General features: G+C 46.1%; 16 protein-coding genes and 1 pseudogene. 11 read left to right on the top strand and 6 right to left on the bottom strand.

Annotation, left to right across the window (positions count from 1 at the left end):
- The first annotated feature begins 55 nt into the window (after positions 1 to 55).
- Complete coding sequence (gene amt / locus FRZ06_16475; protein QOX64828.1) at positions 56 to 1,738, top strand: ammonium transporter; 1,683 nt, start codon at positions 56 to 58, stop codon at positions 1,736 to 1,738.
- A gap of 260 nt (positions 1,739 to 1,998) precedes the next feature.
- Positions 1,999 to 2,586, top strand: coding sequence for an ANTAR domain-containing protein (locus FRZ06_16480; protein ID QOX64829.1), 588 nt, complete (start codon positions 1,999 to 2,001; stop codon positions 2,584 to 2,586).
- An 80-nt stretch (positions 2,587 to 2,666) separates the two neighbouring features.
- Here FRZ06_16480 and FRZ06_16485 read toward each other — a convergent pair whose 3' ends face one another.
- From FRZ06_16485 to FRZ06_16510, 6 genes and pseudogenes are all read right to left on the bottom strand, one after another.
- A complete protein-coding gene (locus FRZ06_16485; GenBank protein QOX64830.1) occupies positions 2,667 to 3,464 on the bottom strand; it encodes a 4Fe-4S dicluster domain-containing protein in 798 nt (265 codons plus the stop codon).
- Positions 3,465 to 3,517: 53 nt separating this feature from the next.
- Complete coding sequence (locus FRZ06_16490) at positions 3,518 to 4,954, bottom strand: hypothetical protein (protein ID QOX64831.1); 1,437 nt, start codon at positions 4,952 to 4,954, stop codon at positions 3,518 to 3,520.
- A 166-nt stretch (positions 4,955 to 5,120) separates the two neighbouring features.
- The gene (locus FRZ06_16495) at positions 5,121 to 5,951 is read right to left on the bottom strand and encodes a phosphoenolpyruvate hydrolase family protein (protein QOX64832.1); all 831 of its coding nucleotides are present in this window, start codon (positions 5,949 to 5,951) and stop codon (positions 5,121 to 5,123) included.
- An 82-nt stretch (positions 5,952 to 6,033) separates the two neighbouring features.
- Entirely contained in the window at positions 6,034 to 7,245 is a 1,212-nt protein-coding gene (locus tag FRZ06_16500; GenBank protein ID QOX64833.1) for a UPF0261 family protein, read from the bottom strand.
- 93 nt (positions 7,246 to 7,338) lie between these two features.
- A pseudogene (locus FRZ06_16505) lies at positions 7,339 to 7,539 on the bottom strand (sodium ion-translocating decarboxylase subunit beta).
- Between the two features lie 645 nt (positions 7,540 to 8,184).
- Positions 8,185 to 10,272 carry a glutamine synthetase type III gene (locus FRZ06_16510; protein QOX64834.1) on the bottom strand — a complete coding sequence of 696 codons (2,088 nt, stop codon included), beginning with the start codon at positions 10,270 to 10,272 and terminating at the stop codon, positions 8,185 to 8,187.
- 464 nt (positions 10,273 to 10,736) lie between these two features.
- Between FRZ06_16510 and FRZ06_16515 the strand changes: the two genes are divergently transcribed.
- From FRZ06_16515 to aspS, 9 genes are all read left to right on the top strand, one after another.
- The gene (locus tag FRZ06_16515) at positions 10,737 to 11,318 is read left to right on the top strand and encodes an ABC transporter permease (protein QOX65980.1); all 582 of its coding nucleotides are present in this window, start codon (positions 10,737 to 10,739) and stop codon (positions 11,316 to 11,318) included.
- A gap of 23 nt (positions 11,319 to 11,341) precedes the next feature.
- Complete coding sequence (locus tag FRZ06_16520) at positions 11,342 to 12,265, top strand: glycine/betaine ABC transporter substrate-binding protein (GenBank protein ID QOX64835.1); 924 nt, start codon at positions 11,342 to 11,344, stop codon at positions 12,263 to 12,265.
- A gap of 40 nt (positions 12,266 to 12,305) precedes the next feature.
- Positions 12,306 to 13,304 (top strand): 4Fe-4S dicluster domain-containing protein, encoded by a 999-nt coding sequence (locus tag FRZ06_16525; GenBank protein QOX64836.1) that lies wholly within the window; start codon positions 12,306 to 12,308, stop codon positions 13,302 to 13,304.
- Between the two features lie 4 nt (positions 13,305 to 13,308).
- Complete coding sequence (locus FRZ06_16530) at positions 13,309 to 14,079, top strand: ABC transporter ATP-binding protein (GenBank protein QOX64837.1); 771 nt, start codon at positions 13,309 to 13,311, stop codon at positions 14,077 to 14,079.
- Positions 14,079 to 14,717, top strand: a complete 639-nt coding sequence (locus tag FRZ06_16535; GenBank protein QOX64838.1) for an ABC transporter permease — start codon at positions 14,079 to 14,081, stop codon at positions 14,715 to 14,717. Before FRZ06_16530 ends, FRZ06_16535 begins: the two co-directional genes overlap by 1 nt.
- Entirely contained in the window at positions 14,707 to 16,005 is a 1,299-nt protein-coding gene (locus FRZ06_16540) for an O-acetylhomoserine aminocarboxypropyltransferase/cysteine synthase (GenBank protein ID QOX64839.1), read from the top strand. The genes FRZ06_16535 and FRZ06_16540 overlap by 11 nt, the downstream gene beginning before the upstream one ends.
- Positions 16,006 to 16,468: 463 nt before the next feature.
- On the top strand, positions 16,469 to 16,756 hold the full coding sequence (gene gatC, locus FRZ06_16545; GenBank protein ID QOX64840.1) for an Asp-tRNA(Asn)/Glu-tRNA(Gln) amidotransferase subunit GatC: 288 nt from the start codon (positions 16,469 to 16,471) through the stop codon (positions 16,754 to 16,756).
- A gap of 126 nt (positions 16,757 to 16,882) precedes the next feature.
- The gene (gene gatA, locus FRZ06_16550) at positions 16,883 to 18,460 is read left to right on the top strand and encodes an Asp-tRNA(Asn)/Glu-tRNA(Gln) amidotransferase subunit GatA (GenBank protein ID QOX65981.1); all 1,578 of its coding nucleotides are present in this window, start codon (positions 16,883 to 16,885) and stop codon (positions 18,458 to 18,460) included.
- Positions 18,461 to 21,874, top strand: coding sequence for an aspartate--tRNA ligase (gene aspS / locus FRZ06_16555; GenBank protein ID QOX64841.1), 3,414 nt, complete (start codon positions 18,461 to 18,463; stop codon positions 21,872 to 21,874).
- The last annotated feature ends 31 nt before the right edge of the window (positions 21,875 to 21,905 follow it).

Consider the following 21,905-nt stretch of genomic DNA (forward strand, 5'->3'; position numbering starts at 1 on the left):
TTTTTTTATTTATTTTTTTTATATATATTTCTTAAAATTGAAGGGAGGCTTACATATGTTTTCATCAGTTGATACCATGTGGGTGCTTATAGCTGCAGCGCTGGTATTCTTTATGCAAGCGGGCTTCGCTATGGTAGAGACCGGCTTCACCAGAGCAAAAAATGCTGCTAACATTATTATGAAAAATCTAATGGATTTCTGTATCGGTTCCGTTGCTTTCTGGGTGATTGGGTTTGGAATCATGTTTGGTTCGAGCATTGGAGGCTGGATAGGATTTCCTGACTTCTTTGTGCAGAACAACTACGATTCTGCATTTCCCACCTTCGCCTTTTTCATATTCCAGACAGTATTCTGCGCTACCGCTGCAACAATTGTGTCGGGAGCAATGGCAGAACGGACAAAGTTTTCTGCATACTGTATTTACAGCTTGGCCATCAGCGCAGTAATATATCCCATTTCCGGGCATTGGATTTGGGGCGGCGGCTGGCTTTCTCAGCTGGGATTTCATGATTTTGCCGGTTCTACGGTGGTACACATGGCAGGTGGTGTTGCTGCTCTCGTGGGTGCATATCTGCTGGGACCCCGTATCGGAAAGTATAACAGCAAGGGAGAAGCCCAGGCCATACCCGGCCATAATCTTACAGTAGGAGCCCTTGGCGTTTTCATTCTTTGGTTCGGATGGTTTGGATTTAACGGTGGCTCTACGGTATCTGCTACCGGTGATGATACCTTAGTCTTGATGAGTAAGATCTTTGTAACAACGAATCTGGCCGCAGCCACATCTGCATGCGGTACCATGATTATTACGTGGATTAAATATAAAAAGCCTGACGTATCCATGACTTTGAACGGTGCTTTAGGCGGACTTGTAGCCATTACAGCTGGCTGCGATGCTGTCAGTCCAGTTGGTGCTTTTGCAATCGGGTTAACCGCATCGTTTGTGACCGTGTTTGGAATCGAGCTGCTTGACAAGAAAATTAAAATCGATGATCCGGTCGGAGCAATCGGTGTGCACGGCTTCTGCGGGGCAGCAGGTACACTTCTTGTAGGTGTGTTTGCCGTAGACGGCGGATTAGCCTATGGCGGCGGAGTGAGCATGATCTTGATACAGCTTCTTGGAGTTGTGAGCGTTGCCGCATGGATTGGTATTACCATGACAATCGTATTCCAGACGATCAAGCACACCATCGGTCTTCGTGTTTCTGCAGAGGACGAAATCATGGGTCTGGATGTACACGAACATGCTATTGAAAGCAGTTATGCGGATTTCATTCCTGTATTTGACAGCAATGGAAACAGCAATATTGTAAGTATGGATAAGAATGGGGTTTATGAAGCAGATGACTCCATCAGCTACAGCAAAGACGGAGCCAGACTTTCGAAGGTGGAGATTTATGCAAATCAAAATAAATTTGACGATCTGAAAGAAGCACTTAACAAAATTGGCATAACGGGAATGACAGTAACTCAGGTTCACGGATGCGGTGCGCAGAAAGGCAGAAAAGATTACTACAGAGGTGTCAAGCTGGAAATGAATCTGCTTCCAAAGGTTTGCATTGAGATCATCGTCAGCAAGGTCCCGGTGAGAAAGGTCATCGAAACAGCGAAAGCAGTTTTGGGAACCGGATCTGTGGGAGATGGCAAGATCTTTGTATATAACGTGGAAAATGCAGTTCGAATCAGTACTGGTGAAGAAGGTTATGATGCGCTGCAGTATAACGAAGAAAAAAGAGCCTAAGGCAATTATCTAAAACCCATATATATTTTCAACCCTTGTTACCTTTATCGTGAAGTGCAAGGCTTTGAATACCGAGCACTTCATGCAAAGGTGACAACAGAAATCACCTTTGCATTCATTTATTTTCACTGTGAAGTTGCAGTGATTAAAACGCCGGTTTCGGCGTATATTATTTTTTGAGGCATAAAATAAAAGTGTTTGAAAATTCTTAATTCAGTGATATAATGAGAAATTATATTTGAAAGGTGGTGGTGAGGCAGATGCAAAAGATACTATTGGTATCTAGGAAAGGCAAGAGCAAGGATATGCTTGTTCAGCTATTAGAAATGGATTCAACCGCGCAAATCGCGACAGCACATACCGAGGAAGACGCAGCATCCTTGATGGAAAAAACAGAATTTGATCTGGTTATTATAAACTCACCGCTGGAGGGAAAAACCGGGGTTGATCTGGCAACCTATGCCGCTGAGAAGTATACCGCAGGAATTTTATTAGCGATTCAGATTAAATATGCAAACATCGTAGCGCAGAAGGTCGAACCATACGGGGTTTTGGTTGTAGGAAAACCGATCGTGAAGGCCTTTTTTAACCAGGCTGTAAAATTTGCGGAGGTCACAAGACAGAGAGTTTTGACATTAAAGGAAGAAAATATCCATCTGCATATGAAGCTGGAGGAAATGAAACTGATCAACAGAGCGAAATGTGTATTGATTCAATACCTGTCTATGTCAGAAATGCAGGCGCATAAATATATTGAAAAGCAGTCAATGGATATGAGGCTTTCAAAATATAACGTCGCCAAGCGAATATTGAAGGCCTATGAGCAGGAAGCGCCTAATCAGCAATAAAAAATTCCTATCGCCGCCATAATCTCTTGGTTGTGATAGGAATTTTCTGTTTATCCAATCTGCCTGCTTATCATCTGCCTTTACCTTGTGGCAGTTTCGATCCAATGAATTGCTGGTTGCTTTTTTCTGTTTGGAATATGCAGGTAATGCTCCTGATCGGGATACCCTACCATCAGAGCGTTGTAAATCTGGCAGTCCTCCGGGAGATTGATCAGCTGACGAAGCGAGGGAATTTGATTGCACATTCGGGTCAGATAACCGGCCCAGCAGGTACCGAGCCCATTAGCCTGCAATACCAGCTCCGCATTGTAGAGTGCCAGAGCAGTATCCACGGATGGATTTATCGCAGTTGTTTTCGCGGCAGCAAGAATGAGGGTATTTGCGGTCCCAGTCACTATATTGTGTCCCGCTTTATAAAGGGATGCGATTTCCGGAGAAATGCCTGTCTCGTCAACATAGCTGAGGATATGATCCATGATCTCCTGAATGAAAGGTTTTCCGCTTACCACGATCCATTCGGTTGGATGATCGTTCTTCGCACTGGGTGCCCAAGCCGATGTTTGCAGCGCATGAGCAATGATATTTTTGTCTACGACGTCCGATTTAAAGCTGCGGTAGGATCTTCTTGTAAGTAAGTGATGCTCTATCTGATCAGAGAAATTATCCGAAAATGAGGGAAAATCTCCCTGAAAAGTCCCGTTAAGATCATCCAGAGAGACTGCTTCTCTTGGACATGCTGCTGCACAGTGAAGGCACTGGATGCAAAGATTTTCTCGGATGCATTCCGGTTTGCCTCCGCCACCCTCCAATACCTGAAAGGGACAGACCTTCACGCATTGCATGCAGTTGATACAGCGTTCTGCGTCGATATGAATCAATTTAGTTTACCTCCTAAATGATGAGTGCTTTTGCACAAAAATTTATTTATAGATTATTTACTAGCGTCTAAAGATGCCGTTGCGATATAAGCGGTATTGCTGACTGCATGCCATTGAATGTCATATCCAAAGGCAGTAAATACTGCTCTGAGTGGTATGTAGGTTCTTCCCTCGGAGATGACCGCGGTTGTATCCATTGGAATTGTCTGTCCATTCACCAATAGATTGCTTTCTCCTATGGTGACCTGGACTGTGACACCGCCTTTCACGGCAGTTACCGTTTTGGCTGCTGCATTGTAAGAGACTTCAGCCCCGATCGCCTCAAGGGGCTTTCTCATGGGGAGCATCGTCCTATTATTTGCGTCAATGAAGGGAACTCCATATCCTTCCGTTGGGTTAAAAACCAATTCCCTTTGATTCAGAACCACGGTGATATGCTGTTTTACTTCATTTAGTGAGGCATTATTCGTTCTTGTAATGAAATCATCGATCATGGAAACTACGCTGCGATCATCGGTCAGGTCCTCATTTACATCAAACAGCATCACACCCCCCGCCTTTTTCATTGCGATATAGGTTTTCTCCCGCAGGGTGTTTAAACCATTGTAGTAAGATTCCAATGGTGTTGTAGGAGCGTAATCCTGATATGCGTAATCGGGGTTTTCTGCAGCAAGATGACGGTACTGCTTCCAGCTGGGTCTTGCATAGAGGGGCATCCCGAGAATGATTTTCTCCTTAGGTACTCCCCTGTTCAGCCAATAATCGATAGAGGTATTAGCAAACCAAAGAGGGCTGTGCTCTTGATTATTCATATCATAAGCCATGACATTGATGAAGTTGAAGCTGTCAAGGCAGGTGTCCGTCATCAGCTTGGATACTTCAGGGCCAGCGGTGGTGGACCAGGCTCCGTTCAGTGCCGCTGTCAGTTCCTTGTTATCCTTATGCAGGGCTGATTTCAGCTCCACAACGAGCTTTTCATAATTACCGATTGAACCTGAATTGGGATGCTCCCAGTCCAGCTCCAAACCGTCAAGCTGATATTCTTGAATGAATGCACACACATTCGTTACAAGGTTCATTCTGGTTTCATCAGATGCTGCAAGGGTTTCAAAGGTAGAAACGAGTGGGATCCCCTGGTAGGACCAGCCTCCAAGAGCGATGAAGACTTTTGCTCCATCCCTGTGTGATTTAGAGGTCAATTCTCTGAGCTGATCTGGTTTCTCAAGGGGAATGAGACTTCCATCTGCCTTAGGAATCAGGAAGGCATAGATGACATGGGTTAATTTATCTGTCTGCAGGTTCGTAATCGGCTCATCAAACAGAGAGCCTGAGTAATAACCGATTACTTTAAAATCGCCGGACTGTATGGTACTTGCAGCGCTCTCCCCCACTCCCGCTCGTTCGGAAGCCAGAACCGTTGGAAGTCCTAAAGCGGCAATTAATACTGAAATCATGATGTAAATAATACTTTTTGTTAATTTTCTTACCATTGGTATCCCCCGTTTATCTCCATAGCTATGTTTCAATTTTGATTCCTAAATTGCTTTCATGCTTTTGTATTTATTATATCATAATTTAGGGAAAAGGAATGAAAGAAAAACCCGGCAACAAATGCCGGGTAGCTTTCTATTCCTTATAGACTCGCGATTTTTTCTATCATTTTTCTATGGATTTGAAGGCGACAGTCTGCTGCTTCATACCAACTTCTGCAGCAAACCGTTCAATACTGGAAGCGCCGAAGAAACCGTCAATTCCATCCGTCCGCTCGATGACATATCGAGCATCCTCCGGCTCTGCGATGGGACCTCCGTGGCAGATAACCATGATATCAGGACGTACCTTCTTTCCTGCTTCAATGATAGCCTTGATCTTAACGACGCAGTCGTCAAGGGTCAGTGCCGTCTTGGCTCCGATGGAGCCCTTTGTCGTTAGGCCCATATGAGCTACCAGTATGTCCGCACCGGCTTCTGCCATAGCCGCAGCCTGCTCGGGATCAAAAACATAAGGGCAGGTAAGCATGTCAAGCTCATGAGCCTGACGGATCATTTCCACCTCCAGGCCGTAGCCCATCCCTGTCTCTTCAAGATTCTGGCGGAAAACGCCGTCAATCAATCCTACTGTCGGAAAATTTTGTACCCCATTGAAGCCCATATCCTTCAACTGCTTTAAAAAGATATCCATAATACGGAAAGGATCGGTACCGCAAACACCAGCCAGGACGGGTGTATTATTAACAACAGGCAGAACCTCAGCGCCCATTTCCACCACGATTTGGTTCGCATCTCCGTAGGAAAGCAAGCCGGACAGAGAACCTCTTCCTGCCATACGGAATCGGCCTGAGTTATAGATAATCAGCATGTCTGCACCGCCAGCTTCGCTCATTTTGGCTGTAATTCCGGTTCCGGCACCGACTCCCAGTAAAATCCGGCCTTGGGAAACCTCATTTCTGAACTGTGTGAGGATTTCGCTTCTTGTCATTCGATTCATAGAACGTTCTCCTTTCATCGCCATACAAAATTATTAAACAGTTAGTATTTATGAAAAACTTGGCAGCTGTGTTTCCTTGATCTTAGCTGTGCTCCATAAGGTCGATCAACTTTTGAGCGGCTGCTTGTGCAAAAGCAGGATTATTAATATCCATGTCCATCTCAATAATTGTAACGATGTCTTTGTTTACATCGTTTCGTAGGGTCTCAAATAAGGCTGCGTCTTCTTCAGGACCATAGAATGGCTGCCCTTCTGTATCAATAACAGAGACGCCTTTCAAAGGGAGAAACAAGACGGTTTTTCCTGAAGCCATATTCAGCTTTTCAGCTATTTTTTTACCGATCGTAATATTTTCCTCAACGGAAGTACGCATCAGTGTTACGGTGGGATTATGTTTGTATAAATTACGGCCTTCAAACTTTGGAGGCACGGTATCGTAAGGTCCGAAGTTTACCATATCAAGAGCTCCAACGGAAACAACCTGAGGAATTTCATTTAGTGCGGCAGCTTCCAGCCTTTCAGGGCCTGCATTTAACACACCCCCCACCACCTCGTCACACCATTCGGTAGTGGTAAGGTCCAGGACACCCTTTATGAACCCGGCCTTGATCAGATCCTCCATAGACCTGCCGCCAATTCCTGTGGCATGAAATACGAGAACCTCATAACCTCTTTCTTCCAGATATTCCTTAGCAGCGGTAACGCAGGGCGTTGTTACGCCGAACATTGTAGCTCCTATGAGGGGCTTCTCTTCTTGTGATTTCTTTCTTGTTCCCGTAACCATGCCTGCAATAGCGTGGACCGCATTTTGAAATATGGTGGTTGAGATGGAATTTAGACCGGAGACATCCACTACGGAAGGGATCATAACAATATCACTGGTTCCAACGTAAGGAGACGTATTTCCGGATGCCATAGTTGACACCATCACCTTGGGAACACCGATGGGAAGCGCCCGCATTGCGGGAGCCACCAGGGAGGTTCCTCCCGATCCCCCAAGAGAAATAATTCCATCGAATTTTCCCTCCTGGAACAAGCGGGGAATCAGTTTCTCCATCCCTTTTGACAGTGCTTCTGTAGCCAATGCACGATCCTTTTTTGCGGCTAGTTCCTTCAGATCAAATCCAGCTGCGGCTGCTACATCAACATTTGAAATATCCGGGATGAAAAGCGGTTCAAAGACTCCGCTATGAATGGTACAGGTTTGTAACCCCAGTTCTTCAATCAATTCCTTGATATACAGGAATTCCCTTCCCTTGGAGTCGAAGGTTCCCGCAACAGCAATTGTTTTCATTTCATATCCCTCCCCTATTTCTCATATGCGACAGGAATGATATCCTTATCGTCCTTTTATTGATCGAAACGGATTGATTACTTCTTTGATTGATTACTTCTTTCTTTTTCTTCTAACAAATACTACAGCAGCGCAAACTGCAGCCACTCCGATGACGACAACGCCGACAAGCAATAATGGTCCGGGTCCTCCGGCTACGAAGATAGCCGTTGGGCCGTCAGCACCTCCAATTACCCCAATACTCATTGGTACCTCCTTTGAGTTCTACAGCAAAATGATAACATTTTGCTGCATCTATTGTAGTTATTATATCATAAGTGCAAGCCGCAGCTCCGGCTTGCTGCACACCGATACAATAAATACATTTGTACAAAACCCTTGGGATTTTGTTACCTATGTGTAGTTATTATATCATAGTATCGGTTGAAAAAGTATGATACGAAAGGTTGAGTACAGGAACAAGGAAAAATCTACGAAAAGAATCTAGATTTTGGCCCAGGATCATCAGAATAGAGGCTGCTTACAAAGCAGCCTGCAGTAACGGGTTTTTATTGATTTTACAGAAAGACTTATTTTTCATATGCAACAAGAATGATATCCTTATCGTTTAAGGTGCGCAGCTTTGACTGAAATTCATTGATGCGAGCAACATCCGTTTCAGAGAGCTCGGCAATCTTTGTCATATTGCTGTAATCGTTCATTTGCGGACTCCTTTCTTAAGTTGATGATTCAAAGACTATTTCCAGGACTATTCGAAAGTTTGGTATTAGGATGTACATTTGGATTTGATTTATCCGAATTCATCCGAAAGAAAAGACTCCTGCCGATGAAAATAAAAAACCATAAACACGGCTCATGTTTATGGTTTTTTATCTATTTAATAATAATGAGAGGAAAACAATTTTTATGAAAGTGATGAATCACTTTCCGGAACAAGTCTTATACGCTGAAGAGCAATTCGCCGTAAGTCGGGAATGGCCAGCTTGAGGATGCAGATAAGGTTTCCAGTGTATCTGCAGCAATTCTGATCTCCTTCATAATCGGAAGAACCCTCTTATAGTAGTATTCAGATGCTGCTGCGGTTTCCTCAATCGCATTTACTTCAATCAGAGCGTTATCAAGTTCCTGCACGGATTTATATAGGCTGACAGAGATCGAAGAGAGACTCGTGATCAATTCTTCTTCCAGCTCGGTCGTGATGTCTGCAATCAGTGCTTTTTTGCTGAGGGCGGTATCGGTCAGTGTCTTGATATAACCGGATACGGCAGGCAGAATGTCCTTGTTCACCATTTCCGCCATGGTCAGCGCTTCTATATTTAAAATGTTGGAGTACTCTTTTAAGGTGATGTCCTGTCTTGCACGAAGTTCTACCTCGGTGAATATGCAGTGCTTCTTGAACAGAGCAATATTCTTTTCTTTTACATAATGTGCAAGGGCATCCGGTGTAGCTTTCAGGTTATATAAACCTCGCTGCTCAGCCATTTCAACCCATTCCTCAGAATAGTTGTTGCCGTTGAATACAATTCTCTTGTGTTTGATGATGGTTTCTTTCACGAGTGCTTTGATGCTGGTTTCCAGGTCCTTAGAACCTTCCAGCGCATCAGCAAACTGACTTAAGGATTCCGCAACAACGGTATTCAGCATATAGCTGGGGCAAGAGATGGATGCACCGGAACCAGCCATACGGAATTCGAATTTGTTGCCCGTAAAAGCAAACGGAGATGTTCTGTTTCTGTCGGTGGTATCTCTTTTAAATGCGGGAAGAACGGATGCTCCGATATTCATGGTGCGATCGCCTGTTCCTGCATAGTCTTCGTCTTTTTCGATGGCAGTGATCAAGGCTTCCAGATCTTCTCCGATAAACATGGAGATGATTGCGGGAGGCGCTTCATTTCCGCCGAGTCTGTGATCATTTCCTGCACTTGCTACGGAAGCTCTGAGCAAATCCTGATATTCGTCAACTGCCTTTATAACAGCACAGAGGAACAAAAGGAACTTCAGGTTTCCGGCAGGGTTCTTGCCCGGGGTCAGAAGATTTTCTCCTGTATCGGTGGAAACAGACCAGTTAATGTGCTTGCCGCTTCCATTGATTCCTGCAAATGGTTTTTCATGGAGAAGACAAACCAAACCGTGCTTGGCAGCAATCTTTTTCATGAATTCCATAGTGAGCTGATTGTGGTCGGTAGCGAGATTTGACGTTGTAAAGATCGGAGCCATCTCATGCTGCGATGGTGCTACTTCGTTATGCTCTGTCTTTGCCAGAACACCTACCTTCCAGAGTTCTTCGTTCAGCTCTTCCATAAAGGCGGAGACTCTCGGCTTGATTGTCCCGAAATAATGATCTTCCAGTTCCTGATTTTTAGGAGGCTTTGCTCCAAAGAGCGTTCTGCCGCAGTAAATCAGGTCTTTTCTCTTGTCGTATAATTCCTTGTTGATCAGGAAGTACTCCTGCTCAGCACCGATAGTGGAATATACGCGTTTTACCTCGTACTGTCCGAACAGTTTCAGGATACGCAGTGCTTGAACATTAAGCGCGTCCATGGAACGGAGCAGTGGGGTCTTTTTATCTAAGGCCTCTCCTCGATAAGAGCAGAAGGCAGTTGGAATACATAGTGTATGATCTTTAATAAATGCATAGGAGCTTGGATCCCAATTGGTATATCCTCTTGCTTCAAAGGTTGCTCTGATGCCGCCGGATGGAAAACTGGATGCATCGGGCTCACCCTTGATCAGCTCTTTTCCGGAGAATTCCATGATTACTCCATCGCCGTTTGGTGTGATAAAGCTGTCATGCTTTTCTGCTGTGATTCCTGTCATTGGCTGGAACCAATGGGTGTAGTGAGTTGCTCCCTTTTCAAGGGCCCAGTTCTTCATGGCGTTGGCAACGATATTGGCAACATCCAGAGAAAGGGTCGTGCCTTCTTCGATATTTTTCTTCAAGGCCTTGTAGGTGTCTTTTGGTAAGCGTTCTTTCATGACTGAGTCGTTGAATACCATGCTTCCAAAGATTGAAGAAATCTTGTTCATTGGAATTCCTCCTTTAATTTATTTTTATTTTTTTACAAGTCAATTTTTTACAATCCGATAAAAATAGAAAAAGACGCCGTGGGTATTTCCCTACAGCGCCTTTGCTATAATGAATACAGTATAGCGTTTTATCTTGATACTGTCAATACAAATTATGAAATTTTTTTGAAGGTTTTGCGTACCAAATTATGCACATTGTCAAACCCTTTGATTTCAAAGGATTAGCGCCTGACTAGGGGAATTACTCCGCTTTCCCATCCGCCTAAGGCCCCCGGAAATACAGATGGAGCTATTGACAAAAGGATTTTCATAGTATATTATTCACATTAATCATATAGAATTAATATGATATTAAAACTCGAATATTGGCTTGGATAAATCGGTATAGATAGAAGGAAAAGGAGGTGGAAGCAGTGACGCTGATTCTAGATTACTTTGCAGGCCATTTCAGCGACTATATTCAATTGGTATGGGAACATATTACCATCAGCTTGAATTCCGTTGCCATCGCCATTATCATCGCAGTTCCGCTTGGGATTTTAAGTACGCGGAGCAAAACGCTTTATCGTGTTGCCAAGGGGTTGTTTGGAACGCTGAGAATTGTTCCCAGTCTGGCCATTTTGGTGTTATTTATCCCAATCATGGGCACCGGGTGGAAACCTGCGGTTGTTGCATTATCCATTTTGGCCATTCCTCCCATTCTGATGAATACGGCTCTGGCCTTCCATACCCTTCCCGAGGCCGTGCTGGAAACAGCGCTAGGTATGGGAATGGGAAAATATAGAACCTTTTTTACTGTCAAGCTGCCTCTTGCCTTTCCGCTAATCTTTACAGGAATCAGAACGGCTGTAGTTGAAGTCATAGCCAGCGCAACCCTTGCGGCTTACATTGGAGCAGGCGGCCTTGGAAGCCTTATTTTCACAGGACTCGGGCTGATGAGAACCGACCTGCTTATCATAGGAGGCTTTTCCGTAGGTGCCCTGTCATTACTATCAGGGTATCTGCTAACACTGCTAGATCGAAGGCTTACCTTATATAAAGTATAAACTTAATCAAGAGGAGGATCATTATGAAACGAACTATTTTAAAGGCATTATCACTTATACTTATCATTGCCCTTGCTGCGGGAGCTTTTGCGGGCTGCGGAACGAAAGTTCCTGCAGAAGAAAATTCCGGCGCAGAAGATCAAAAACCCGTAATCAAAGTCGGAACAAAGGACTTTACCGAGAATTTAATCCTTGGGGAACTGTACGCATTGGCCTTAGAGGATAATGGATATCAGGTGGATCGGGTATTCAACATCGCCAGTTCTGTCGTACATACTTCCCTTGTAAACGGTGATGTGGATCTGTATCCGGAGTATACGGGCACCGGGCTTTTAGCAGTATTGAAACTGCCGCTGGAAACCGATCCACAAAAGGTTTATGACACAGTGAAAAAGGAATATGAAAGCCGGTTTGACCTTGTTTGGCTGGATTATGCCCAGGCAAATGATGGTCAGGGGCTTGTTATTACCACGGAAGCATCAGAAAAATATGGAATCAAAACCATTAGCGATCTCCAGAAAAATGCTGATAAGCTGAGATTTGCATCCCAGGGAGAATTTGATGTGAGAGATGACGGTATCCCAGCTTTGGAAGCGAAATACGGTAAATTCAACTGGGTATCCTCAAAGGTCTATGACAACTCATTAAAATATGAAGTTTTAGCAAACGGAGAAGCGGATGTTGCTCCTGCGTATACAACAGAAGGCAGACTGGTGGATGAACGGTTCACCCTCCTTGAAGATGACAAATATGTTTGGCCGCCCTATAATATCGCTCCTGTTGTGAGCAAGGAAGTACTTTCCGCAAGTCCGGACATTGCTGATATTCTCAATGCCATCAATGCCAAAATTGATACGAAAACCATTACGGCTTTGAACGCGAAAGTAGACGTTGACAAGCTGGAATATGAGGATGTCGCCAAGGAATTTTACGATTCCATTCAATAAGCAGCCAAATCAGTGCAATTTCCTGGGTCGGGAGGCGGATATGAAAGAATTGAAACACAACAAGCTAGAGCTTCAAGGAAACGCGCATAAGGTGTTTATCGAGAAATTTCAAGTGCCGGAAGCGGCATATGGTGTAATTGGCAGGCTGTTTACCCCGGAAGAAATTGATTTTGTAAGTCGAATAGAGGCGGAGCGATTTCAACTGGAAGAAATGAGAGCGATTGGCGTTGCTAATCCGGAGCAGTTCGCTGAATCTGCTTATCGGCGCGGTGTGATATCACTGGCGGATGAAGCGGCAAAGGTCTATCGGATATCAGATTTTTACAGCAGACTGGATATCTTCTCCATTAGTGAGGTGGAAAGCTACCATGAAATTCCCGAGCAGGAACGGCTGAGGTTGGACGAATGGTATTTTGAGACCTACTATCAAAGTCTCAGCCAGGACCCAAAGCAGGCTCCGACGGAGGATGAGGTTCTGCCCCTTGATGAGGTGATTGCCTTTATTGACAGGCAGAACCGTCCGGTCTATTTGAATCTGTGCGACTGCAGAAGCTTGCGCGGCGGCTGCGGTCAGCCGGTGAAAACCTGTATTACCTATAAGGACGGGATTAACTCCTTTGCACACCGCGGCTTGTCGGAGAAGATCGATAAGGATCAGGCAAAGAAAGTAGTGATGGAAGCTGACAAAGCAGGGCTCGTTCATACGATAAACCCCAACGGGATCTGCAACTGCTGCGGTGACTGCTGTTATCTCTTTCGAGGACAGAAAAAAAGGAACAGCATCGGTCTCTGGCCGAAAAGCAGCTATCTCATTGAACTGGATCACACAAAATGCATCGGCTGTGGGAAGTGCATCCGAAGGTGCAGCTTTTCGGTTTTCTCGTTTGACGGCGGTGCGGATAACCTAGAGCCAATTTCGGAAAAGACAGAACCGATAAAAAAACAAAAAACTCTTCGGCTGGACACATCAGCCTGCATTGGCTGCGGAATTTGCGTAACGGGCTGCCCCGCTGCTGCGTTGACTTTGAAAGGAAGATAGAGAGATGAACATTGCTGCTGAATTTATAAATGTAAATAAGCGCTTTCCAAATGCGACCTACCATGCTCTGGACGATGTGAACCTTCAGATCTATGAGGGTGAGCTGATTACAATTCTGGGAACATCAGGCTGCGGGAAAACAACACTCCTGAAGATGGTTAACAGGATTTATGAACCGGACAGCGGTGAAATCCAATTATTTGGCAGCAATATCATGGATCGTGACCCGGTGATCCTGCGCAGGGGAATTGGCTATGTGATTCAACAGATTGGGCTGTTTCCCCATATGACGGTTTATAACAACATGGCAACAGTGCCCAGGATTTTGGGCTGGGAGAAACAGAAAATTGATGAGCGAATCAATGAGCTTTTTATGTTGGTCAATCTTGATGCAAATGAATTCAAACACCGCTATCCGGCCCAGCTTTCGGGAGGCCAGCAGCAGCGGATCGGTCTGGCCCGGGCACTTGCAGCAGATCCGGCACTAATGCTCTTTGATGAGCCCTTTGGAGCCATTGACGCCATCAATCGTGAGAAACTTCAGGATGAGCTTCTAAAAATCCATAGGGCATCCAGAAAAACTTTTCTTTTTGTCACCCACGATGTGACCGAGGCATTTAAACTGGGGACGCGGGTTCTCATTATGGATAAAGGTAGAATTAAGCAATTTGATCGGCCGGAAAAGATTCTGGAACGCCCCGCTGATGATTTTGTAGCAGCTCTTGTCAGATCTGCGGAGAAAGGATTCGCCGTGCTGGAAGGAGGAGGCCTCTGATGCTTGCGTATTTTGGACGCTATGCGCCTAAGCTTATGAACGCACTGTTTGAGCATCTTCAGATCGTTGGAATCACCCTGCTGATTTCCGTAATCTTCGCCTTCCTTCTTACGGTGTTGGTTATAAAGTCAGAGCGTTTATCCAACTGGATGACTCAGTTGTTCAGCGTGATTTATTCCATTCCAAGCCTGGCCCTTTTTGCAATGCTGATTCCTGTCATGGGGATCGGAAGAAATACTGCAATTCTCGTGCTGGTGCTGTACAATCAGTTTCTGTTGCTGCGAAACAACATTGCGGGTTTGCGGAGCGTTGATCCTTCTGTAACGGAAGCGGCCATGGGTATGGGGATGAGCGAAATTCAGATCCTGTATAAGATCAAGCTGCCTTTGGCGCTGCCGGTTATCATGACAGGGGTTCATCTGGCAGTGTTGTCTACCATAGGGATTGCAACCATTGCGGCAACCATCAATGCAGGAGGGCTCGGTACCATTCTGTTTGACGGACTTCGTACCATGAACACGTATAAAATTATCTGGGGAACGATTTTCTGTGCCGGCATTGCATGGGCAGCGGATCTGATTCTGAGGGTGATTGAACATATATTGTATAAGAAGGTGGGTTTGAAATATGAGCTATGAAGCATACAAGGACAATAAACTGGGCTTTACGACACGGCAGCTTCACGCAGGCTATAATCCGGCAGAACATTACCGCTCCAAAGCAGTACCGATTTATCATACCGCCGCCTTTGAACTTGGCGATTTTGACCGCTGCACAAGGCTGTTTGAATATTCAGAGGAAGGACATTCCTATGTAAGGTTCTCAAACCCTACGAACGATGTACTGGAAAAGCGAATTGCTTCTCTTGAAGGAGGGAGCGCAGCACTGGCATTCAGCTCAGGAATGGCCGCTATTTCCAACACGTTTCTTAATATTGCCAGAGCCGGTGATGAGATTGCCGCGGTACAGACGCTGTACGGAGGCACCACCACTCTGCTCAATAAGATTCTTCCCGAATACGGCATCCGTGGAAGGTTTATCGAAGACGAGAATGATATTGAATCCTACAAAAAAGCCATCAATGAAAATACAAAGGCAGTTTATATCGAAAGCCTGGGAAACCCGGGCATGAATATTGTTGACATTGAAGCCATTGCAAAGCTTGCCCACGAAAATGGTATTCCGCTGATCATAGACAATACCTTTGCCACACCATACCTCATCAATGCCTTTGATTATGGAGCGGATATTCTGTGCTATTCTGCTACAAAATATCTGGCAGGACACGGCACCATCATTGCAGGTCTTACTGTGGAGAAAGGTGGATTTGACTGGCACAACGGCAAATTTCCTCAGTTTGACGCGTTCTATGAAGAGTATCGAAATTCCCTGGGAGAAGAAACACTGAAAAGCAGCATCTTCACCAAGAGGCTTCGAATCCGATATCTCACTGATCTCGGCTCTCATTTGAGCCCCACCAATGCATTTTATCTGTTGCAGGGTATGGAAACCCTCTCACTGAGAATGGAACGTCATGTAGAAAATGCCCGGAAGGTCGCTCAGTTTTTAGAAGCCCATCCCAAGATCTTGTCCGTCTCTTATCCGGGGTTGGAAAGCAGTCGTTATTATTCCCTAGCGAAGAAATATTTTCCGAAAGGACCCGGTGCAATTTTGTCCATCCGTCTGAAAGGCGGTCTGGAAGCTGCAAAAAAAGTCTTGGAACAGGTACGAGTTTTTGACTATATGGTCAATGTTGGAGATGCCAAGTCGCTCATCGTACATTCCGCAACCTCCACCCATTTTGGTCAATCCAAGGAAGAGCGGGAACGGGCCGGAGTCTTTGAGGATACGCTTCGGCTTTCCGTAGGAATTGAAGACGCAGAGGATTTGATTGGTGATCTGAAACAGGCACTGGAAGCTGTATAACCGGTCACCCCTTTTGCTTTGTAATCTGGTAATTTTAGATCCGATGCATAATACAAAGCATTTTTGTAAAAAATAACTTGCAATAGTACTGCTTTTGTGATACTGTTGTGAACAAGAATTTTAATAAATAACGGCGTAGATGAAGAAAAGTAATCGAGAGAAACGCAAAGCAGGGATTGGCAACGCGACTGAAATTGCCATTTGTGACACTCTGGACGAAAGAACACTTCGGAGCCGGCAGGTTCAACAGAATTCAAATCAGGCTGAAGCCGGGGAGAAATCTTAGTAAATCTGTCCGTTTTGCATACGTTACAGTGCATCAAGAGGATTAAAGCACAAACCGATGGTGTTTCAGATACCAAGTGAACCGGTTTGCATGCTGCGTCAATTTGGGTGGTACCACGGAGTTTTTTCGTCCCTAGGATAGTTCTATCTTAGGGACTTTTTGATTTGGAGGAAGAGTATGAAAATTACAGATCAGTTGATTGACTATATTGGAGAGCTCTCCAGGCTGGAGCTTTCAGCAGAAGAAAAAGAAGATGCAAAAAAAGACCTGACAGACATCTTGAACTATATGGATAAGCTTAATGAACTGGATACGACAGGGTTCAAGGAGATGACCCATCCGTTTGATGAAGCCAACCGCTTCCGGGCAGACGAAGTCGTAAATGAAGACCAGCGCAGCACCATGTTGAAAAATGCCCCTGATGCCAAGGGCGATTACTTCAAAGTTTTCAAGACAGTGGAGTAGAAGCATACTCCAACTGAGTGACGGCGAATATGCCAATTGGAACGGCGAGTGAATTAGCGATTCGAGATAGAAGAAAGAGCAAGGAGAGAAAAGATGATATCATTGAAAGCCCGAGAGATCAGAGAAATGTCGGCTCTGGAAATCGGAGAAGGAATAAAAAGCAGGGAGTTCAGCTGTAAAGAGGCGGCGGAAAGCTATCTTGCAGCAGCCAAAATTGACAGAGCTGCGGCTGCGGCTAACAGCGGCCAGGCGGTGGCAGCAAAGGAAGGTCAGGCAGCAGCTGCTAACGGAGGTCAGGCGGCTGACGGATCTAGTTTGGCAGTAAACGCCTATGTCACCATCATGGAAGAGGAAGCCCTAGCCCAGGCGGAAGCGGTACAAAAGCGTATCGACAGCGGCGAAGTGCTGCACCCTCTTGCGGGAGTACCGGTGGCGGTAAAGGATAACATCTGTACCAAAGGAACGAAAACGACCGCTGCATCCAGGATGCTGAATAATTTTATCCCGCCCTATGATGCAACAGTAATCCAGCGTCTTCACAGTGCAGGAGCCGTTATCATCGGAAAAACCAATCTGGATGAATACGCCATGGGAGGCTCTACGGAAACCTCCTATTATGGAGTCACCAGAAATCCGTGGAATCTAGAAACAGTACCCGGCGGTTCTTCCGGCGGCTCTGCGGCGGCGGTTGCAGCGGGATTTGCACCTTACGCCCTAGGCTCCGATACGGGAGGCTCTATCCGTCAGCCCTGCTCTTTCTGTAATCTGACAGGGATTAAGCCTACCTACGGCAGTGTTTCCCGGTATGGTCTCATGGCTTATGCGTCCTCGCTGGATCAGATCGGCACCATGGGACGAAACATTCGCGACTGCGCAGAGGCGCTCTCTGTAATTTCCGGGTATGATGAGAAGGACAGTACCTCTGTCATGAAAGAAGCCTTTGATTTTTCCGAGAGCTTTGGCAAGAATATCAAGGAGCTTCGAATCGGTGTTCCAAAGAACTACTTTGATATTGGGATCTCAGAGGATGTAAAAGCATCAGTGCTGGAGGCAGCCAAGACCTTCGAATCCCTGGGCGCGTCTGTGGAGGAATTTGAAATTCCAACCATCGAGTATGCTGTGCCAGCATACTATATTGTAGCCTGCGCCGAGGCAAGCTCCAATCTGTCCCGCTATGACGGCATCAAGTACGGATATCGATCCGGAGATGCGAAGGATCTTTTGGAAATCTTCTACCGCTCCCGCAGTGAGGGCTTCGGAAAAGAAGTGAAACGAAGAATCATGCTGGGATCCTTTGTACTGAGCTCCGGATACTTTGACGCCTACTATAAAAAAGCGCTTCAGGTCAGAGGCTTGATCAAGAAGTCTTTTGATGATGCTTTTGAGAAATATGATGTGATTTTGAGTCCCGTAAGTCCTACCACGGCATACCCCATAGGAGGTCAGATCGAAGATCCGCTGGCCATGTATCTTGCGGATATCTATACCGTATCCATCAACCTGTCCGGCCTGCCTGCAGTTGCCTTGCCCTGCGGTTTTGGGAAAGACGGAATGCCGGTGGGAATGCAGCTCATCGGAAAGGCTTTCTCAGAGAAAACCTTGGTAAAAGCTGCTGATGAATATCAGAATCATACCGATTATCATAAACAAATGCCTGGCGCTGCTGTCATAGGCTCCGCTGACGGGAAAGGAGGGCAGAAATAAATGAAGTACGAAATTGTAATGGGACTTGAGGTCCATGTTGAACTGTCTACCAAGACCAAGATCTTTTGCAGCTGTACCACAGAGTTTGGCGGTCTGCCCAATTCCCACACCTGTCCAGTTTGCCTCGGCATGCCCGGCAGCCTGCCGGTCTTTAATAAATCAGTAGCGGATAAAGCCATCAAAGCTGGTCTTGCCCTCCACTGCCAAATCGACAGGAACAACCGGTTTGACCGGAAAAATTACTTTTACCCTGACCTTCCCAAGGACTATCAGATTTCCCAGCTCTATGCACCGATCTGCCAGAACGGCTATCTTGACATCGAGCTTGCCGACGGTACCGCAAAGAAAATCACCATCAGGGAAATACACATGGAAGAGGATGCGGGAAAACTGATTCACGACAATTCCGGAACTCTTATCGACTATAACCGGTGCGGCGTTCCGCTGGTAGAAATCGTTACAAACCCTGATTTTTCAAGTCCGGAAGAAGTGGGCGTGTTTTTGGAACGCCTGCAGGAGATCCTGGTCTATCTTGATGTATCCGACTGTAAGATGCAGGAAGGCTCCATGCGTGCCGATGTGAACCTCTCCGTAAGACCGGAGGGTCAGGAGGAATACGGAACCAGAACTGAAATGAAGAATCTCAACTCCCTGAAGGCCATTCAAAGAGCCATAGCCTTCGAAAGCGAGCGTCAGATCAAGGTAATTCAGGAAGGCGGAACGATCAGACAGGAAACAAGACGCTGGGACGATGAGGCCGGCGAAAGCTACGCCATGCGCTCCAAGGAGAATGCCCAGGATTACCGGTACTTCCCCGATCCAGACCTGCTTCCTGTGAGAATCAGCGATGCATGGATGGCAGAGATGGAAAGCGCCATGACGGAGCTTCCAAAGGATAAAAGACAGCGGTATCAGGCTGACTTTGGGCTCACTTCCAAAGCTGCGGAAACCCTCACCTCTGCCAAAGAGATCGCATATCTCTTTGAAGAAACCGCCGCACGATCCGGGAATGCAAAGGAAAGTGCCAACATCATCATCGGAGATATTCTTAAGCTGATGAAGGAAACGGCAACGCTGCCAGAAAATATAACGATTGATTCAGAGAAGCTGGCCGCCGCCGTACAGCTGATTGCAGATGGCAAAATCAACCGAAGCGTCGGAAAGACCGTCGTCGAGGAACTCTATAAAAACAACATTGATCCGGCGGCGTATGTCAAGGAAAACGGACTTCTGATCATCGAGGACAGCAGCAAGATTGAGCCGGTTGTACTGCAGGTTTTGGAAAGTCATCCTCAGTCCATAGAGGATTACAAGAACGGCAAGGAAAAGGCTTTCGATTTCCTCATTGGTCAGTGCATGAGACTGCTCAAGGGAAGCGCAAGCCCCAAGGCAATCAACGCAATGCTTCGGGAGAAGCTGGAGCAGCTTGATCCGTCTATGATCAGCGCAAAGCTTGAACAGAATGTCGATGCTGAAAAGTCAGGCGCATCAACAGTAGCTAATGAGACCCAAGGGAATACAGTGACTCAAGCAAGTGCTGGAATTCAAGAAAATTCCGAACACGAACAGTACGAAGCGGAGAAGGCTGCGCTCAACAAGACCTTTGCAGCCTATGGAAAGTTTGCCGGAAGAGACCACAGCTCAGAAAACGGACTGGAGCCTATCAAAGTATTTGAGTCCCAGGTATATCGCACCAAGACCTGCGGTGAGCTGACCATTTCTGATGTAGGAAGCGAAGTGAAACTGGCCGGCTGGATTCATACCATCCGTAATCACGGAGGCGTTGCCTTTATTGATCTGCGGGATCATTACGGGATTACCCAGGTCGTTGTAACGGATCAGCAGCTGGAGGGTCTTTGCAAGGAAACGGTCATCAGTATTTCCGGTACGGTGATCAAACGAGATGCGGAAACCTATAACCAAAGCCTCTCCACAGGAGAAATCGAGCTGAAGGCAGAGGAAATCCGAGTTCTTGGAACTGCCATGAACAATCTGCCTTTTGAAGTTGACAGCTCCACCGACACCAGGGAGGATGTACGGCTGAAATACCGATTCCTGGATATGAGAAATCCCAAGGTGCACAACAATATGGTGCTGCGTTCTGAGATTATCCGCTGTCTGAGAAATCAGATGGAGCGTATGGATTTCCTTGAAATTCAGACGCCTATTCTGGCCAACTCCTCGCCAGAGGGAGCCAGAGATTATCTGGTACCCAGCAGAAAGCACAAAGGAAAGTTTTATGCCCTGCCTCAGGCTCCCCAGCAGTTTAAGCAGCTGCTCATGGTGTCGGGCTTTGATAAATATTTTCAGATCGCACCCTGCTTCCGTGACGAGGATGCGAGAATCGACCGGTCTCCGGGAGAATTTTATCAGCTGGATTTTGAGATGGCCTTTGCCACCCAGGAAGATGTCTTTGCTGTGGCAGAGCAAGTGCTTTCCGCAACCTTTGCCCGGTTTACCAATAAATATGTGTCCCCTGCTCCCTTCCGGAGAATTCCTTTTGCGGAAGCGATGCTGAAATATGGAAGTGATAAACCGGATCTGAGAAATCCGCTGGAAATCATGGATCTGACAGATTTCTTCCAGACCGTGGACTTCAAACCGTTCCACGGAAAGCTGGTTCGTGGAATTACCGTGCCCGGCTGCGCCAAGATGCCCAAATCCTTCTTTGCCTCCATGGAAAAGTTTGCGATTAGCATTGGCATGAAGGGGCTTGGATATATCTCCGTCAAAGAGGATATGACTTACAAGGGACCCATTGACAAGTTCTTCAGCGACGAGCAGAAGATAGAGATTGCTTCCCTTGCTTCCCTCAAAAAAGACGATGTGCTCTACTTCATCAGCGATGAAAGAGGGCTTGCGGAAAAGTATGCCGGTCAGATCAGGACAGAGCTTGGAAAGCGGCTGGATCTCATTGCTAAGGATCGGTTTGAGTTTTGTTTTATCACCGACTTCCCTATGTACGAAATCAATGAGGAGACAGGGAAAGTAGATTTCACCCACAATCCGTTCTCCATGCCTCAGGGAGAAATGGAGGCGCTGCAGACAATGAATCCACTGGAAATAAAAGCGTATCAGTATGATATTGTCTGCAACGGTGTCGAGCTTTCCTCCGGAGCGGTGAGAAACCACAGGCCCGATATTATGGTCAAGGCCTTTGAAATTGCTGGATATACCGAGGAAGATGTGAAGAGCAAGTTTGGAGCCCTCTATCAGGCGTTCCAGTACGGTGCGCCGCCGCATGCGGGTATGGCTCCCGGAGTAGATCGTATGGTCATGCTGCTGGCAGACGAGGAGAGCATCAGAGAGGTCATTCCGTTCCCGCTGAACAGCAATGCGCAGAACCCGATGCTCAATTCGCCCGGTGAGGTTGAGGAAAAGCAGCTGAGAGAGGTTCACATCAAGATCAGATAAGATGGTTTTTAATAAACTGAATATTCAAAAT

The sequence above is a fragment of the Clostridiales bacterium genome (genome assembly GCA_015243575.1).
Lineage (GTDB): Bacteria > Bacillota > Clostridia > Peptostreptococcales > Anaerovoracaceae > Anoxybacterium > Anoxybacterium hadale.

Coding starts and splice junctions, on each gene's coding strand:
- FRZ06_16535 (QOX64838.1), top strand. CDS start 14,079: ATGCTTGCGTATTTTGGACGCTATGCGCCTAAGCTTATGAACGCACTG.
- gatA (QOX65981.1), top strand. CDS start 16,883: ATGTCGGCTCTGGAAATCGGAGAAGGAATAAAAAGCAGGGAGTTCAGC.
- aspS (QOX64841.1), top strand. CDS start 18,461: ATGAAGTACGAAATTGTAATGGGACTTGAGGTCCATGTTGAACTGTCT.
- amt (QOX64828.1), top strand. CDS start 56: ATGTTTTCATCAGTTGATACCATGTGGGTGCTTATAGCTGCAGCGCTG.
- FRZ06_16520 (QOX64835.1), top strand. CDS start 11,342: ATGAAACGAACTATTTTAAAGGCATTATCACTTATACTTATCATTGCC.
- FRZ06_16510 (QOX64834.1), bottom strand. CDS start 10,272: ATGAACAAGATTTCTTCAATCTTTGGAAGCATGGTATTCAACGACTCA.
- gatC (QOX64840.1), top strand. CDS start 16,469: ATGAAAATTACAGATCAGTTGATTGACTATATTGGAGAGCTCTCCAGG.
- FRZ06_16540 (QOX64839.1), top strand. CDS start 14,707: ATGAGCTATGAAGCATACAAGGACAATAAACTGGGCTTTACGACACGG.
- FRZ06_16495 (QOX64832.1), bottom strand. CDS start 5,951: ATGAATCGAATGACAAGAAGCGAAATCCTCACACAGTTCAGAAATGAG.
- FRZ06_16530 (QOX64837.1), top strand. CDS start 13,309: ATGAACATTGCTGCTGAATTTATAAATGTAAATAAGCGCTTTCCAAAT.
- FRZ06_16490 (QOX64831.1), bottom strand. CDS start 4,954: ATGGTAAGAAAATTAACAAAAAGTATTATTTACATCATGATTTCAGTA.
- FRZ06_16480 (QOX64829.1), top strand. CDS start 1,999: ATGCAAAAGATACTATTGGTATCTAGGAAAGGCAAGAGCAAGGATATG.
- FRZ06_16500 (QOX64833.1), bottom strand. CDS start 7,245: ATGAAAACAATTGCTGTTGCGGGAACCTTCGACTCCAAGGGAAGGGAA.
- FRZ06_16525 (QOX64836.1), top strand. CDS start 12,306: ATGAAAGAATTGAAACACAACAAGCTAGAGCTTCAAGGAAACGCGCAT.